General features: G+C 68.8%; 8 protein-coding genes. 2 read left to right on the top strand and 6 right to left on the bottom strand.

What is annotated here, in order from left to right; genetic code table 11:
* Window positions 1-13: 13 nt before the first annotated feature.
* Window positions 14-1,282 carry an amidohydrolase family protein gene (locus tag A7G45_RS21890; protein WP_260940271.1) on the top strand — a complete coding sequence of 423 codons (1,269 nt, stop codon included), beginning with the start codon at window positions 14-16 and terminating at the stop codon, window positions 1,280-1,282.
* Here A7G45_RS21890 and A7G45_RS21885 read toward each other — a convergent pair.
* From A7G45_RS21885 to A7G45_RS21865, 5 genes are all read right to left on the bottom strand, one after another.
* Complete coding sequence (locus A7G45_RS21885; RefSeq protein WP_260940269.1) at window positions 1,258-2,604, bottom strand: dipeptidase; 1,347 nt, start codon at window positions 2,602-2,604, stop codon at window positions 1,258-1,260. The two genes, A7G45_RS21890 and A7G45_RS21885, sit on opposite strands and share 25 nt — an antisense overlap.
* Window positions 2,605-2,705: 101 nt before the next feature.
* Window positions 2,706-3,098, bottom strand: coding sequence for a holo-ACP synthase AcpS (gene acpS, locus A7G45_RS21880; protein ID WP_020102278.1), 393 nt, complete (start codon window positions 3,096-3,098; stop codon window positions 2,706-2,708).
* Window positions 3,099-3,141: 43 nt separating this feature from the next.
* Window positions 3,142-12,369, bottom strand: coding sequence for a type I polyketide synthase (locus tag A7G45_RS21875; protein ID WP_260940266.1), 9,228 nt, complete (start codon window positions 12,367-12,369; stop codon window positions 3,142-3,144).
* Between the two features lie 538 nt (window positions 12,370-12,907).
* On the bottom strand, window positions 12,908-13,633 hold the full coding sequence (locus A7G45_RS21870) for a DUF1906 domain-containing protein (RefSeq protein WP_071289652.1): 726 nt from the start codon (window positions 13,631-13,633) through the stop codon (window positions 12,908-12,910).
* 98 nt (window positions 13,634-13,731) lie between these two features.
* The gene (locus tag A7G45_RS21865) at window positions 13,732-14,940 is read right to left on the bottom strand and encodes a low temperature requirement protein A (RefSeq protein ID WP_260940484.1); all 1,209 of its coding nucleotides are present in this window, start codon (window positions 14,938-14,940) and stop codon (window positions 13,732-13,734) included.
* A 158-nt stretch (window positions 14,941-15,098) separates the two neighbouring features.
* On the opposite strand from A7G45_RS21865, the gene A7G45_RS21860 reads away from it, so the two are divergent.
* Complete coding sequence (locus A7G45_RS21860) at window positions 15,099-15,800, top strand: IspD/TarI family cytidylyltransferase (protein ID WP_260940265.1); 702 nt, start codon at window positions 15,099-15,101, stop codon at window positions 15,798-15,800.
* Here A7G45_RS21860 and A7G45_RS21855 read toward each other — a convergent pair.
* The gene (locus tag A7G45_RS21855; RefSeq protein WP_260940264.1) at window positions 15,787-16,425 is read right to left on the bottom strand and encodes an IspD/TarI family cytidylyltransferase; all 639 of its coding nucleotides are present in this window, start codon (window positions 16,423-16,425) and stop codon (window positions 15,787-15,789) included. The genes A7G45_RS21860 and A7G45_RS21855 overlap by 14 nt on opposite strands.
* Window position 16,426: the final 1 nt, after the last annotated feature.

Below are 16,426 nucleotides of genomic sequence, written 5' to 3'. Positions count from 1 at the left end.
GTGTTGGTACGACATGAAATCCATTGACGATCTGGCCACCAACCTCGACTTCACCGTCGCCAAGACCGGCGAGGACCGCACCGTCACACTGCTGCCCGACCCGCCGCGTGCCCCGCGCCGGTACACCGTGATCTCGGTCGACGACCACATCGTCGAACCACCCGACACGTTCACCGGACGGCTGCCGAGCAAGTTCGCCGACCGCGCGCCGCGGGTCGTCGACACCGACAGCGGCGGCCAGACCTGGGTGTACGACGGCCAGGAACTGCCCAACGTCGGGTTCAACGCCGTCGTCGGCCGGCCCGTCTCCGAGTACGGTTTCGAGCCGGTCCGGTTCGACGAGATGCGCCGGGGCGCTTGGGATATCCACGAACGCGTCCGCGACATGGACCTCAATGGGGTGTACGCCTCGCTGAACTTCCCATCGTTCCTGCCCGGATTCGCCGGCCAGCGGCTGCAGCAGGTCACCACCGACCGCGAGCTGGCGATGGCCTCGGTACGGGCCTGGAACGACTGGCACTTCGACGTGTGGGCCGGCTCGTACCCAGACCGGATCATCCCCTGCCAGCTGCCGTGGCTGCTGGACCCCGACGTGGGCGCCAAGATGATCTACGAAAACGCCGAACGTGGCTTCCACGCCATGACTTTCAGCGAGAACCCGGCGATGCTGGGGCTACCGACCATCCATTCGGGTTACTGGGATCCGATGATGGCGGCCTGCGCCGATACCGGCACGGTCGTCAACCTGCACATCGGGTCGTCGGGCTCCTCCCCCTCCACCACCCCGGACGCGCCGCCGGACGTGCAGGGCGTGCTGTTCTTCGCCTACGCCATCTCAGCGGCGGTGGACTGGTTGTATTCCGGTCTGCCCAGCCGGTTCCCCGATCTCAAGATCTGTCTGTCCGAGGGCGGCATCGGCTGGGTCGCCGGCCTGCTGGACCGGCTGGATCACATGCTCAGCTACCACTCGATGTACGGCACCTGGGAACGGCTCGGCGAGAAGCTCACGCCGGCCGAGGTTTTCACCCGCAACTTCTGGTTCTGCGCGGTGGAAGACCAGTCGTCGTTCGTGCAACGGGACCGCATCGGCGTGGACAACATCATGCTCGAGGCCGACTATCCGCACTGCGACTCGACCTGGCCGCACACCCAGGCGACCATCCACGAAGAGATCGGCACCCTGCCCGCCGACGTGGTCCGAAAGATCACCTGGGAGAACGCCTCACGGCTCTACCAGCACCCGGTGCCCGAGTCGGTTCAGCGCGATCCCGAGTCGTTCTGACCGAGCGCACCCAGTAGCAGCGCCTCGGAGATCGCGGCTTTCTCCAGCACGCCGAGGTGCAGGCTCTCGTTGATGCTGTGTGCCTGGGTGCCGGGGTCCTCGACGCCGGTCACCAAAATCGTTGCGTCGGGGAAAGTCTCGGCGAACTCGGCGATGAACGGGATCGACCCGCCCATCCCCATGTCGACCGGCACGGTCCCCCACGCCTGCGCGAATGCCGAGCGGGCCGCGTCGTACACCGGACCGCTGGCCTCGATGGCGTACGGCTGCCCGACGTCGCCGGGCGTCACCGTGACCTTGGCGCCCCACGGGGCATGGCTCTCCAGGTGACGGGTCAGGGCGGCCAAGTGGGCCAGCGCGTCGCCGCCCGGGGCGACCCGCATGCTGATCTTCGCCCGGGCACATGGGATCAGCGTGTTCGACGCCTTGGCGATCGAGGTGGTGTCGATGCCGATGACAGTGATGGCCGGTTTTGCCCAAAGTCGTTGCACCACAGAGCCCGAACCGATCTGCTGCACACCGTCGAGCAACCCGGTCTCGGTGGCCACCCAATCCGGGCCACGGTCCACGTCGGCCGCGGTGCCTTCGTAGAGGCCCTCGACCGCGACGTTGCCGTCGTCGTCGTGCAAGGTGGCCAACAACCGCACCAGCGCGCTCAGGGCGTCGGGCACCACCCCACCCCACAGCCCGGAGTGCAGGCCGTGATCCAGCGTCGCCACCTCGACGACGCAGTCCGCCAGGCCCCGCAACGAGACCGTCAGCGCCGGGATTTCGGTGCTCCAGTTGTCCGAATCGGCGATGACGATGACGTCGGCGGCCAGCAGGTCCTTGTGCGCGCTCAACAATGCCCCGAGGGATGGCGAGCCCGATTCCTCTTCGCCCTCAACGAATACGGTCACGCCGACGGGCGGGTTGCCGCCGTGCGCTCGCATGGCGGCCAGGTGCACGGCGATGCCGGCCTTGTCGTCGGCGCTGCCGCGGCCGTAGAGCCGGCCGTCGCGCTCGGTCGGTTCGAAGGGCGCCGAGTCCCACTGGCTGACATCGCCCTCAGGCTGCACGTCGTGGTGCGCGTACAGCAGCACGGTCGGGGCGCCTTCCGGCGCCGGATGACGGGCGATCACCGCGGGAGCCCCGCCCTCCTGGACGATGTGCACCTCCCGGAAACCCGCATCGGACAACAGCTTTGCGGTCAGTGCGGCACTGCGATGTACCTCGCTGTGCCGGGCCGGGTCGGCCCATACCGACTGGATGCGGACCAGGTCCTCCAGGTCGGCACGCACCGACGGCAGCACCTCACGGACGCGGGCGACGAGATCACTCATGCGGCCCAGATTAGCCGGTCACCACCACGCGTGAGCAGACGCAAATGCCCCCGACACACCGAGGTGCCGGGGGCATTTGCGTCTGCTCGCGCAGAGAAGAACTAGTCCTGCTCGAGGACCGCGACGGCGGCCGCGGTGTCGCCTTCGTGGGTCAGCGACACGTGGATGGCCACACCCTTGAGGTGCTCGGCGATCTCACCGGACAGCCGCACCTTGGGCCGGCCCCACATGTCGGTGACCACCTCGATGTCGCGGTGGATGCCCTCGGGCAGCACCGGACGCTTCGAGAACCGCGAGCCCGACCACGCCTTGATCACGGCCTCCTTGGCCGCCCAGCGGGCTGCCAGGTGCCGTGCCGCCGACGAACTCTTGTCGGCGGCGTCACGGCGTTCACCCGGGGTGAATGTCTCCGCGAAGACGGTGCCCGGTTGGTCGACCTGCTCGGCGAAATCCGGAATCGAGACCAGGTCGATGCCCACACCCAGGATGCTCATGGGCAACAACCTAGCGGACCCAATCCCGATACCTCAGAAGGCGTCACGAGCGGGCGTACCAACCGTCCTCGCCGAGGCGCGCATCGGCGTTGAGCAGCATGTCGGCTTCCTGACGCTTCTCCGGCGCATCGTGGTTGAAGCGACGGTCGGCCGGCTTCTCGTACAGCGGACGCCCACCGGCGATCGCCGAGGCCAACCGGTGCTGACCAGCCAGCACCCGCTCACCCGAGCGGCGCAGGTAGTCCTCGCGCTCGGCCGGGTCGAGGGCTGCCACCAGCGCCTGCGGGTGGACCAGAGCGATCAGGCCCGACACGTGACCGAAGCCGAGGCTGGTCACCAGACCGGCCTTGAGCGGCAGGCGGTCGCCGAACTTCAGCGCCTCGCGCACCCACACGAAGTGCTGCGCGTTGGCCAGCTCGTCGTCCACGCAGTCCAGGCTGCGGTTCGGCGGGATGACGCCGTCGCGCAGGACCTGGCACAGACCCAGCATCTGGAACGCCGCGGCGCCACCCTTGCTGTGTCCGGTCAGGCTCTTCTGGCTGACGATGAACAGCGGGTTGCCCGGGGACCGGCCCATCGAGGCGGCGAGCCGCTCGTGCAGCTCGGTCTCGTTGGGGTCGTTGGCCAGCGTCGAGGTGTCGTGCTTGGAGATCACCGCGATGTCGTCCGGGGTGACGCCCAGCTTGGCCAGGTCGCGCACCAGCTGCGACTGACGTCCACCGCGGCCGGCACCCAGCGCACCCAGGCCGGGGGCCGGGATCGAGGTGTGCACACCGTCACCGAACGACGACACGTAGGCGACGACGGCCTGGATGGGCAGGCCCATCTTCACCGCGAGATCACCACGGGCCAGCAGGACGGTGCCACCGCCCTGGCCTTCGACGAAGCCGAGACGGCGACGGTCGTTGGCGCGCGAGAACTTCGAGTCGCTGATGCCACGGGCCCGCATCATCGCGGTCTCGGCGGTGGCCGACATGTCGCCGAAGCCGATGATGGCTTCCAGCGTCAGGTCGTCGTAACCACCGGCGACCACGAATTCGGCCTTGCCCAAACGGATCTTGTCGACACCTTCTTCGACGGACACCGCCGCGGTGGCGCACGCGCCGACCGGGTGGATCATCGCGCCGTAGCTACCGATGTACGACTGCACGACGTGACCGGCGAAGACGTTCGGCAGGACTTCCTGCAGGATGTCGTTCGGCTTGTTCCGGCCCAGCAGGTTGCCGTGGTACATGGTCTGCATCGAGGTCATGCCGCCCATACCGGTGCCCTGCGTGGAGGCCACGAGGCTCGGGTGCACCCAGCGCATCAGCTCTTCCGGGCTGAAGCCGGCCGACAGGAACGCGTCGACCGTGGTGACCAGGTTCCACAGCGCCAGTCGGTCGATCGAGCTGGTCATGTCCGGCGTGACGCCGTAGACCTGCGGGTCGAAGCCGGTCGGCACCTGGGCGCCGACGGTCCGCGACAGCTCGACCTTGCGCGGCACGCGGATTTCGGTGCCAGCCTTGCGGGTGACCTGCCAGTCGCTGCTGTCCGGCACCGGCGCGATGACGGTGTGCTCCGGATCGAACTGGTGGAACGCCCGGGCGTCGGCCTCGGCGGACACGACGAAGGAGAAGTCCTTGTCGAGGAACACCGAAACCAGCAGCGGCGAAGCGTGATCGGAGCCGAGGGCGCCGTCGTCCACCCACTGGCGGATACCGACACGCTCGAGCACGGTCTCGTGGTAGCGCTCGACCAGCTCGGATTCGTCGACCAGCTCACCGGTGGTGGTGTCGTACCAACCCGGCTTCGGGTCGTCTTCCCACTTGACCAGACCGGTGGTCCAGGCCAGCTCCAGGACGCCCGCGGCCGACAGCTCGCCGGAGACCTCCATCTCGAAGCGGGTACGCGACGAGCCGTACGGGCCGAGTTCGGCACCGGAGACCAGCACGACCATGTCGGCCGGGTCGATGTCCAGGTCGGCCCACTCCGGAGCCGGTGCGGACTGGTAGCCACGCGGCGGCGACGGCAGTGCCGAGATGGTGCCTTCGAGGTCCTCCTCGTCAACAGCAGCCTCGGCCACCATCTCCTCGCGGGCCTTGGCGGCCAGCTCGGCCATGTCGAGTTCGATGTCACCGAGGCCACCGGTCAGGTCGACCTGGATGGGCTCACGAGACGCCGACACCTTGGCGTCGATGCTGCACAGGTTCAGCAGCATGGAGGCCATCTCTTCGGTGGTGTACGTGATGACACCGGCCTCTTCGACAGCACCGACGATGGCGTCGTTGTGGCCCATCAGGCCGGTGCCCTTGGTCCAGCCGATCAGCGCGTGTGCCAGCGAAACCCGCCCGGACCACGAGGTTTCCGCCTTCCAGCGGGCGACGACCGCGTCCAGCGCGGCCTTCGACTCGCCGTAGGCACCGTCGCCACCGAACATGCCGCGGTTCGGCGAACCGGGCAGCACGACGTGCAGACGCGAGGCGATGTCGCGGTCGGAACCGATGTGCGAGAGCCCACCGATGAGCCGCTGCACGGCCCACAGCAGAACCTTCATCTCCATCTCGGCGCGGGCGCCGGCCTCCGACAGGTCCCCCGCCACGCGCGGCGCGGCGAACGGGAACAGCAGCGTCGGGGTCTGCGCGTCCTTGAGGTGGATGGCCTTGGGGCCCAGGTTCTCGACCTGCTCGGTACCGACCCACTCGACCAGCGCGTCAATGTCGTTGTAGGAGGCCATGTTTGCCGGCACAACCCACAACTGCGCATCGAACCGGGCGTGGTCGCGGTACAGCGTCCGGTAGAACGCCAACCGGTCGTCGTCCAGCTTGGACGTGGTCGCGATGACCGACGCGCCACCGGCGAGCAGCTGGCCCACGACGGCCGACGCGATCGAGCCCTTGGAGGCACCCGTGACGACCGCGACCTCGTTGGCGTAGCGGCCCTTGCCGGGGTTCTCCGCACCGGCGGCCGCGCGGCCGTACAGCGCGGCGTGCAGGGTGCGGCCGGCGGCGAGGGCCTTGCCCTGCCACCAGCTGGCCTGCGTGGCCACGACGTGCCCGGCACCTTCGAAGCTCTCGGAGAGCTCGGCCCAGTCGGCGTTGACGGCGTCCTCTTCGAGCAGCCAGATGCGCGCCAGGTCCTCACGGGCGCTGGCCCAGCGGTCGTCGAACAGCACAGCCTTGCGGCCGTCGAACGACGGAGCCACCAAACGCGGCCAGTCCGAACCCAATTCGGCGGTCACGAGGTCGATCAGCTCGGAGTCGGTGGCCTCGGGCGCCGACACGGGGGTCTGCAGACCCAGCTCGCCCAGGATCAAGCGGGCGGCGCCGGCCAGCACACCGTTGGGGCCGGTGACCTTTTCGGCGAACTCGTTGAGCGCGGCCGAGTCGACGACGCCGCCACCGGCACCACCGGCGGACGGCAGCGACACGGCGATGCCCTTGCGAGCGCCGACCGCGGTGACCGCGGCGTCGATGACCTTGTCGACGGCGTTGGCGTCGGCCAGTGCACCGGTGTGCAGGCCGCCCATATCGCCGCCACGAACACTGCTGCCTTCACGGGTGCCCAGCGCCACCTCGGCGGTGACGTGCTTGGCCCAGCCGGGGCCCAATTCCCAGGCCTTGCTGACGCGCTCGGCGATGTACGCCGGACGCTTGCCCGAGGGCCCGAGCACCGTGCGCAGCTGGTCGTTGATCGCATCGGAGAGGACGGGACCGAACGGCTTGTAGGTACGGGCCAGCTTGGTGACCTGTCCCTTCAGACCGGACAGGTCGGCTTCCGCGGCACCGTCGATGGCGCCCAGGTTCAGCTCCGAACCCAGGTCGACGAGCAGCTGGTTGCGTCGCGACGAAGCACCGTCGGTGATCGACTCGATGGAGTCCAGCGGCTCTATCTGGTCGATGCGCATCTTGGCCGACAGCGCGATCAGCGCCATGGTGGCGTCGGCGGCGTTGTAGGTGATGTCGTCCGGACGCGGTCCACCGGCGGCGGCCACCGGAGCGGCGGCCGGAACCGGTGCTGCCGCAACGGCTTCCGCCGGCGCCTCAGCAGCGGCAGCAGGAGCCGCAGCGTCGGCAGGATCGGAATCGGGCTCGGGATCGGTGTCGGTCGCGAACAGCACCGCGGCGTCGCGCTCGACGTTGAGGATCTCGGTGGTGTTGTGCGAGTACTCCGGCAGCTTCAGCGTGTTGGTGGCCAGGCCGGCAACCGTCGGCATCGTCTTCACGCCGACCTCGACGAACCGCTCGACACCGAGGCCGCCGGCGGCCTCCTCGATGAACAGCAGGTCCTGCGTCTCGATCCAGCGCACCGGGCTGGCGAACTGCCAGGCCAGCAGCTCCATGACGACCTTGCGCATCAGCTCGGACGGCTTCTCGTTCCGCCAGGTGTCGTAGTCGGCGAGGATCTCGTCGAGCGGCTCGGCCGGCACCAGGTCGCGGATCTCCTGGATGAAGTCCTTGTCCAGGGTGAACGGCCGCGGCACCAGGTTCGGGATGTACTTGCCGACCAGGATCGACGGGTCCTGCCCGTGCGGCATGACGCGATCGAGCGCGCGGCGGAAGTCGTTGACGCCGACGCGCAGCACCTCGGAGTGGAACGGCACGTCGATGCCGGGCACCAGGATGAACGACCGCTTGCCACCGGTGATTTCGCGGCGACGCTCGATCTCGGCCTCGAGGGCGTCGAGGCCGCGGACGGTACCGGCGATCGCGTACTGCGAACCACGCAGGTTGAAGTTCACGATCTGCAGGAATTCGCCGGTCTCTTCGGCGATCCGGGCGACGAAGTCGGTGACGTCATCGTCGTCGAGGTCGATCTGCGACGGCCGGATGGCGGCCAGCCGGTAGTCCGAGCGGCCCTTGGCGTCACGCGGGACGATGTCGTGCATCTTGCTGCCGCGGTGGAACACCACCTCGAGCAGCGCCTCCAGCTCGTACACGCCGGACACGCAGGCCAGCGCGGTGTACTCACCGACGGAGTGGCCGCAGGCGATGGCGCCCTCGACGAACGCACCCTGCTCACGCATCTCGGCCACCTGGGCGGCCGCGACCGTGGCCATGGCCACCTGGGTGAACTGCGTCAGGAACAGCACGCCGTCCGGGTGGTGGTAGTGCACACCGCTGGCGATGATGCTGGTCGGGTTGTCGCGCACCAGGTGCAGCACCGAGAAGCCCAGGACGTCGCGGGTGAACTTGTCCGCGGAGTCCCAGATCTTGCGGGCGGCCTTGGAGCGGGCACGGACCTCCATGCCCATGCCCTTGTGCTGGATGCCCTGGCCCGGGAAGGCGTAGACGGTCTTGGGAGCGGCCAGCTGAGCGGACGCGGCCATCACCAGTTCGCCGCCGACCTTCGCGGTGACCTCGATGATCTCGGCGCCGCGGTCGATGCCGACGCGGTCGACGCGGAACTCGATCTCGTCGCCCGGCAGCACCATGCCCAGGAAGCGCGAGGTCCAGCCGACCAGGCGCGCCGGCGGGGTGGCCCGGCCGTCGGTGGCGGTAACCACGTGCTGTGCGGCGGCGGACAGCCACATGCCGTGCACGATGGGCGATTTCAGACCGGCCAGCAGTGCGGCGGCGCGGTCGGTGTGGATCGGGTTGTGGTCACCGGACACCACGGCGAAGGCGCTCATGTCGACCGGCGCGGTGACGGTGACATCGCGGCGACGACGACGCGGGGTCTCGGTGGCGTTGTCGGTGATCGCACCGCCGGCGCGGACCGGGTCGGTCAGCTCGGCGGCACCGCTGCGGCCACGGATGGCGAAGCGCTCTTCCAAGCGGGCCAGTTCCGTGCCCTCGGCGTCGGTGATGCTGACAGTGACGGGGACGACGCGGCCGACCTCGGTGTCGTACGCCGCGGAAGCCGTTGCGGTGACGGTCAATTCGGCGCGCTCGGCCGGCATCGGAGCCAACAGCTGCGCGGCGTGGTCCAGGTGGACCAGGCTCAGCAGACCTTCGACGACGGGGATGCCGTCGTCGGTGACGGCAGCGCCGATGACCGAGAACACGGCCGGCCAGCAGCGGCCGACGAGGGCGTCGGGCACCAGGGTCAGGCCCGGCGCCAGCGGGGCGCCGAAGGTGGCGGTGACGCCGGTGTGGTCGGCGACCTCTTCCGGATCCCAGTCGGCGGTGACGGTGGCGACGTTGTCGGCGACGACCGGCAGCGAGTCCACGCCGTCGGCGCCGGCGGCGATGGCGAGCACGGCACGCATCGCGGCCGAGGCGTCGTCGGTGGTGACGACCGGCATACCGCCGTCGACGGTGGCGGCCGGCAGGGTGAAGTGGATCGCGATCCAGACACCGGACAGCGGCACGTTCAGGGTGACGGAATCACCGTCGAGCTCGAGCCGGGCACCGGTGGACGGGTGTGTGGCCGAACGGTTTTCGTTGACCTGCCACTCGCTCGGCGCGCCGATGCGGTGCACCGGGTTGATCGCGGTGCGACCGGCCCACAGCACGTCGGGCGAGTCGAGGACGACGGCCAGCGGGCCGGTGATGTCGGCGCGGGCCTGACGGCGGGACACCGCCGGAACCGGCTTGACGCCGGCGGCCAGCACCTCGTCGATGGCGGCCTGCTCGAAGCGGTCCAGCAGGTCACCGACGGGCTCGTCGACGCGGGTGATGCCGGCGACGGCAGCGGTGCCGGGGATGACGCAGACCTGGTCGGCGTCATAGCGGGCGTCGTGGGCCTGCCACAGCGAGTCGCTGCGCCACCAGCGGCGCACGTCCTTGTCGATGACCGGGACGAAGTTGACGGGCTTGCCCAGCGTCTTGCACAGCGTGGTGAAGAACGGGATGTCCGCCGGGTGCAGGCGCAGGGTCTGCGCCTCGGGGTACCGGGCCAGCAGCTCCGCGATGGCGCGCTGCGGATCCTCAAGCAGCGCTTCGCCTTCCGCGGTGGCCGGGAACAGCGTGTCGATGGGGCCGGCGTCGGCCGGGTTCAGGCGAGCCTCGGCGCGCTGCAGCATCTCCTCGAAGCGGTCGCGCCAGGAGACGTCGAGCCACTGCGAGTGGTCGCGCTTGGTGTCGGCGGTGCTGCTGCCGTCGCCGATCGCGAGCTCGACGTAGCGCTGCAGCCACTGCTGGTAGGTCATGTCCGCGACGTCACCGAAGTACGGCTTGGCGGTGTTGGCCATGGCGGCGATGATCTCGTCGCGGCGCTCTGCGACGGCCTCGGCGTCACCGGCGACCTCGTCGAGCAGACGGCCGCAACGCGACGCGGTGTTGTCGATCTCGTGGATGTCCGCACCCAGCTGGCTGCGGCCAGAAGCCATGCCGCCCTGGGCCTTACCGGCGCCGACCCAGTGATCGGTGCCCTTGGTGTCGACCAGCAGCTGCTTGACCTGCGGCGAGGTGGTGGCCTCCAGGGTGGCCATCGCGGCAGTGCCGACCAGGATGCCGTCGACCGGCATCAGCGGGAAGCCGTAGGTCTCGGCCCAGCGGCCGGACAGGTACTCGGCGGCGCGCTCGGGCGTGCCGATGCCACCACCGACGCAGATGGTCAGGTTGGCCTGCTTGCGCAGGTCCGAGTAGGTGCTGACGAGCAGGTCGTCGAGGTCCTCCCACGAGTGGTGGCCACCGGCGCGGCCGCCCTCGACGTGGACGATGATCTCGCGGTCCGGGACCTCTTCGGCGATCTTGATGACCGACTTGATCTGGTCCACGGTGCCCGGCTTGAACACCACGTTGGTGATGCCGATTTCGTGCAGTTCCTCGATCAGCGCGACGGCTTCCTCGAGCTCGGGGATGCCGGCGGTGACGATGACGCCGTCGATCGGGGCACCCGACTGGCGGGCCTTCTGCACGATGCGCTTGCCGCCCAGCTGCAGCTTCCACAGGTACGGGTCCAGGAACAGCGAGTTGAACTGGATGGCGCGGCCCGGCTCGAGCAGCTGGGTCAGCTCTGCGACGCGGTTCTCGAAGATCTCTTCGGTGACCTGACCGCCACCGGCCAGCTCGGCCCAGTGGCCGGCGTTGGCGGCCGCGGCGACGATCTTGGCGTCGACGGTGGTCGGGGTCATGCCGGCCAGCAGGATCGGCGAACGGCCGGTCAAGCGGGTGAACTTGGTGGACAGCTTGACGTCACCATTGGGCAGCTCGACGGCCGTCGGCGCGAAGCTGGACCACGCGGGCTGCACGACCGGGGCGGCGCCGACGGTGAACAGCGAACGCTGGCCGGCGCGGGTGGCGGCGGGCACGATGCCCACGCCGAGGCCGCGGATGATCGGCGAGGTCAGGCGGGTGACGGTGTCGCTCGGCCCGAGGTCGATGATCCAGCGGGCACCGGCCTCGTGCATGCGCTCGACCTCGGCGACCCAGTCGATGGGCTTGACGAAGATGGCCTCGGTCATCGCGTGGGCCAGTTCGGTGTCGATGCCGCACTTGGCGGCCCAGCGGTCGACGACCTCGATGCCGTCGGCCAGGCGCGGGGTGTGGAAACCGACCTCGACCTGGACGCCCTGGAAGACGGGGCTGAAGACGGCGCCGCCGCGCAGCTTGTTCTTGCGCTCGGCCTCGTCCTTCTCGGTGATCTTGCTGCAGTACAGCTCGAAGCGGGCCAGCTGTTCCGGGGTGCCGGTGATGACGACGCTGCGGCGGCCGTTACGGATGGACAGCACCGGCGGCAGCACGGTGCGCACGTCCTGCGAGAAGTCTTCGAGCAGCTCGGCGATGCGCTCGGGGTCGACGTTGGTGACCGACACCATCGGCGACTTGTCGCCCCGGCCGACCATGCCGCGACGACGCGACACGAGCGAGCCGGCGGCACCGATGAGCTGGAGGAGCGCGAGGAGCTCGGCGTCGCGGGTGCCGTTGGCCTTGAGCGCCTCGGCGGCGATGATGCCCTGCGAGTGCCCGGCGACCGCGACCGGCGGAGTACCGGCCAGGTCCAGGCCCTGACGCTGCACGGCGCGGATGGCGGCCATCTGGGCCAGCAGGATGCCGGGGCCGGAGATGGCGGCGGTGGTCAGCTGCTTGGCCGACGGCAGCGGCTCGTCGGCGGCGAGGGCGCGCACCCACTGCATGGGCTCGAAGCCGATGGGCCGCACGACGACGAGCTCGCGCGCGACGGGCTCGAGCAGCAGGGCCGCTTCACCGACGATCTCGCTGAGCTCGGATTCGATACCGGCCGAGCTGACGAGCTCCTCGAGGTTCTCCAGCCAGGAGGCACCCTGGCCGCCGAACGCGACGGCATACGGTTCGCCGGCATTGAGCAGGTCCACCAGAGCGTGGGCGCTCGCCGCCACTGCCTCGGTGTTGCCACTGGTCACTTTGCGGTGCTCGTTGATCGTCACTTCGTCTCTCCCTCGTTGCCGCGCGAACCGTCAGGTGCTGCATGGTCTTGGTAGTCGGCCCTGGGGCAACGCGATGCGACGTCGGATCACGTGAGGCCCGTGCTACGTCTGGCGCCCGAGTTTTCGGGTGCCAGAGAGCCGGGCCGACTGCACTAAGAGTGTCATAAGATTCGCGGCGCCTTTCGGCCGAAAATGGTTACCAACGAGTTCTACGGATCGGTAACCACCCGGCTGGGTAACACCGCGTCCCGGGACCGCCTGTACCCAACAGGACAAACGTCCTGTTGGCGGGTGGTTACGGTCGAGTAGCAACAACATCGCTGATCAAAGCGGTATTGTTATCAAATCGTTACCGCGTTTGTGACGGCGCCGAACCTTACTAATGAGTAGGAAAAGACCCGGTCCAGAAAACACTCGACATTGACGGTCTGTGTGTCTATACGCGCGGTAAGTTACCGCGCGGCCATTTGCTGGGCTTGTTTGCCGTTTTCTTAGAGCTGAGCGCCAGCTAACTACTGAGCAGTAATCTGCGCGACCGTCAGTCCCACTGCCCGAAGCGGGGCTTGAGGATGTGGTTGAGGTCGACCCCGACTCCCCCGACGTGTTGCTTGTCGATCTCCACCTGATGCAGCGCCGCCGCCGGATGCGCGGCCCCGCCGGGCGAGCCCCAGTTGTGCTGCCAGAAGTACGAACCCAGGCCGTCCTGCACGGCCCACTCGATGGTCTTGGAGTTGGCGTACACCCCGACCCGCTGGTGGCCCAACACCGATTCCCAGCCGCGGAGATAGGGCGCAACCTGCGCTTTGTACTGCGCCGGAGTGGGATCGTCGTCGATTGATGCGTAGATCGGGGCGCCGACCGGGCCGCCCGCCGCGGTGTGCAACTGGAATCCGCGCTGGGCGTGCTGCACGCCGGCGGCATGGCCCCCGAGCCAGTCGGCGGTGGATTCCTTGCCGTACTGATAGCAGGAGACGATCTTCAAGCCGCCTTTGTAGAGGTCCCGCGCCTCGGGCAGCAGGATCGGTTTGCCCAGCATCCACTGCCCACCCGGGCGCCGGTCCGAGACATAGCGGATGGCTCCCAGCGCCCCGGCCGACCGGATATCGGCTGCGCTGAGCACCCCCGCCGCGTAGTCCAGCAACACTCCGTGCGGGGCCGCAGAGGCAGTCGTCGCGCCGAGCACCGATTGCAACCCGGCACCGAGGCCGAGCGCCGCCGGCGCGGCTGCAGCGTATTTCAGCAGGTCACGACGCGAAATTGCCACGAGCCTCAGGATACGACAGTTACCCCTTCTGAACCGTTAGCGCCACCGGCCACAAGAGCACCAATTTGCGGCGATTTGCGGGGCTTCTGCGCAGAACTTCACTGGCCGCGGACGGCCTCGAGCGCGGCGGCCGCATGCCGGTGCCCGACGATCTCGAACCCGGCCACACTCACCATGGGCGCCAGGCTCGCCACCAGCAGACAGACGGCCATGGGCACCCCGATGCCGGCCAGCACCACCGTCGCCACCAGCACCACGACGGTCAGCACCAACAGCAGCAGGTGAAAGGCGTCCACCGTCCTCAGCATCATCGCGTACAGCACGTAGACCAACGCGATGTAGATGCCGACCGGGATCACCACGCTCAGCACCGTCGCCACCGACCCCAGCGCCGAGTGGTGCTGGATGAAGTACGCGGCCGTATGCAGGCCGGCGCCGGTCGCGACGATGGCGCCGTACAGCGGCATGTGCAGGTAGGCGAACCAGAATCCCCGTTCGCGGTGCGCGTGCAGGACGTCGGCTCCCGGCACCGTGAAGTACACCCACCACATGCCGAAGGTCAGCGCCGTGCCCGAGATGGCCAGCAGCACAGCGTCAGCGGACCAGCCATGCTCCCCGACGACAGCCGAGAGCGAGGCGACCGTCCCGACGACGCCCTCCCCGAGCGCGATGATCGCCAGCAGCCCATAGCGTTCGGCGATGTGATGGGCGTGCCACGGGGTGCCGCCGCGCCGTATCTCGGCGACCATCGGACCGCCCAGTTCGATGAGTGCCAGCAATACCCAGATGCTCAGCGTCACCGGCACATTCGTCGGCAGGAACACCGTCCCGATCCAGCCCACCTGGACCACCGACACGATCGACACGTACGTCATCGCCGCTGACCGGCGTGCCGGGTCCTGCCGTGCCGCGCGTAACCACTGTCCCACCAACGCAATTCGCATCACCACGTAGCCGGCGACCAGCACCGCGTTGTCGACGTGGTGGCCGTGCTCGATCGACGCGTAGAACGCCGGCAGACCGAGCGCGAGGACCAGCACGCCGACCATCTCGACCATGGTCATCAACCGGAACACCCAGTCGTCGGTGTCGTACGCCGAGGCGAACCAGGTGAAGTTGATCCACGCCAGGATGATCGCGAAGGTGGCGAAGACGAATGCCGTGATGCCGGCACCGACGTGGCCCGCGGCCAGCATGTGCGCCAGTTCCGATGCCGCCACCCCGAACGCGACGACGAAGGTCAGGTCGAACAGCAGCTCGAGCGGCGTCGCCACCCGGTGCTGCTCGTGCGGGTCGCGTCCCCGCATCGGCGTCAGCCGATGCGCCCGCACCGCGCTGTTTGGGTCAGGAGCGTGCTGCTGCACCCCGTCCATGCCATGTCCCTTCAGCAAATCCTGGCGGCGTCCGGGCCGCGTCACGGTAAGCCTGCCGCAGATCCCCGCTCCCGTCCCACTACCGTGAAGACGTGTCTGCTCCCCCGATTGCCGTTGGCGTAGTTCTCGCCGCCGGTATCGGGTCGCGGGTCGGGGCCGACGGCAACAAGGCCTACCTGCAATTGGCCGGCCGCAGCATGGTGGCGTGGTCGGTCGCGGCGGTGGCTGCCAGCCCCAAGGTCGCGCGCACCATCCTGGTGTTCCGGCGCGGCGAACGCGACCAGGTCGTGCAACTCATGGCCGACGAACTCCCCGGCACCACAGTCGAATTCGTCGAGGGCGGCGATTCCCGGCACGGTTCCGAACACAACGTGCTGAGCTACCTGGCCACGGACATCGATGCCGGCACGGTCGACGTGGTGCTGATCCACGATGCCGCACGCCCACTCGCCGGTGCTGACTTGATGGACACCGCCGTCACCACCGCGCGGGCGCAGGGCGGCGCCATTCCGGTGCTGCCGTCGGGTGACGTGCTGCGGATGACGGCCGACGGTCTCAGTGCCATCGACCAATCCCTGGTCCGCGTGCAGACGCCGCAGGCGTTCCTGGCCGCGCCGCTGTGGCGGGCCTACCAGGACGCGGCCGCCGCCGGCTTCGAAGGCACGGACACGTCGTCATGCGTGGAGCGCTTCACCGATATCGAGGTGCACGCGATCGCCGGGTCGGCCCAGAATTTCAAGGTGACGTTCGCGCATGACGTGCAGGTCGCCGAAGGGCTGCTCAGCCGGCGGTGACGATCGCCTCCAGCAGTCGCCGGTCCTGCGCGAGGTCGACGGCGAATGCGTTCGGGTCCCCGTCGACGGTGCCGACCCGCAGTCCGGCGGAGGTCAGCGCGGCGAGGTCATCGGTCCGTGGGAGTCTGGCCAGGGCCGTTGCCGAGAACGCCCGCGGGTACTGCGCGGTGACGAGCTCCGACCGGTCCACGTTGCCGAGCACAATGTCGTGCGCCGCAATGCTTTTCACGCTGTCGGTCATCGGCAGGACCGGCAGTACGACGTCGTGGTCCGCCAGCCCCGCCGCTACGCGGACCGCCAGATCAGCGGGAGCGAGCGGATACCGCACGTCGTGCAGCAGAACCCCGTCCCCGACGCCGAGTGGCCACCTGTCGCACGCATTTTCGCCAATTTCGTGCCATAACTGGCCATTCGGCGCGGTGATGACACGCACGTCGCTGAGGTCGTGCGCCGCAAGGCATTCGGTGGCGGCCTCCGCCAACCTGTCAGCGGCCACCACCCTCACCGGCGCCACGTCGCGCACCGCCCGTACTGCCCGGACCAGGGCCGGTTCACCGGCGATCGGCGCGGTGAAGTCGGCCGGCGCCAAGCCGGCCGGCACGATGACGATCGCCGACACACTCACC

It is taken from the genome of Mycolicibacterium llatzerense (genome assembly GCF_025331195.1).
Taxonomy (GTDB): Bacteria; Actinomycetota; Actinomycetes; order Mycobacteriales; family Mycobacteriaceae; genus Mycobacterium; species Mycobacterium llatzerense.
Note: the sequence above shows the minus strand (reverse complement) of the source record. Positions and strands in the feature narration are given on the sequence as shown.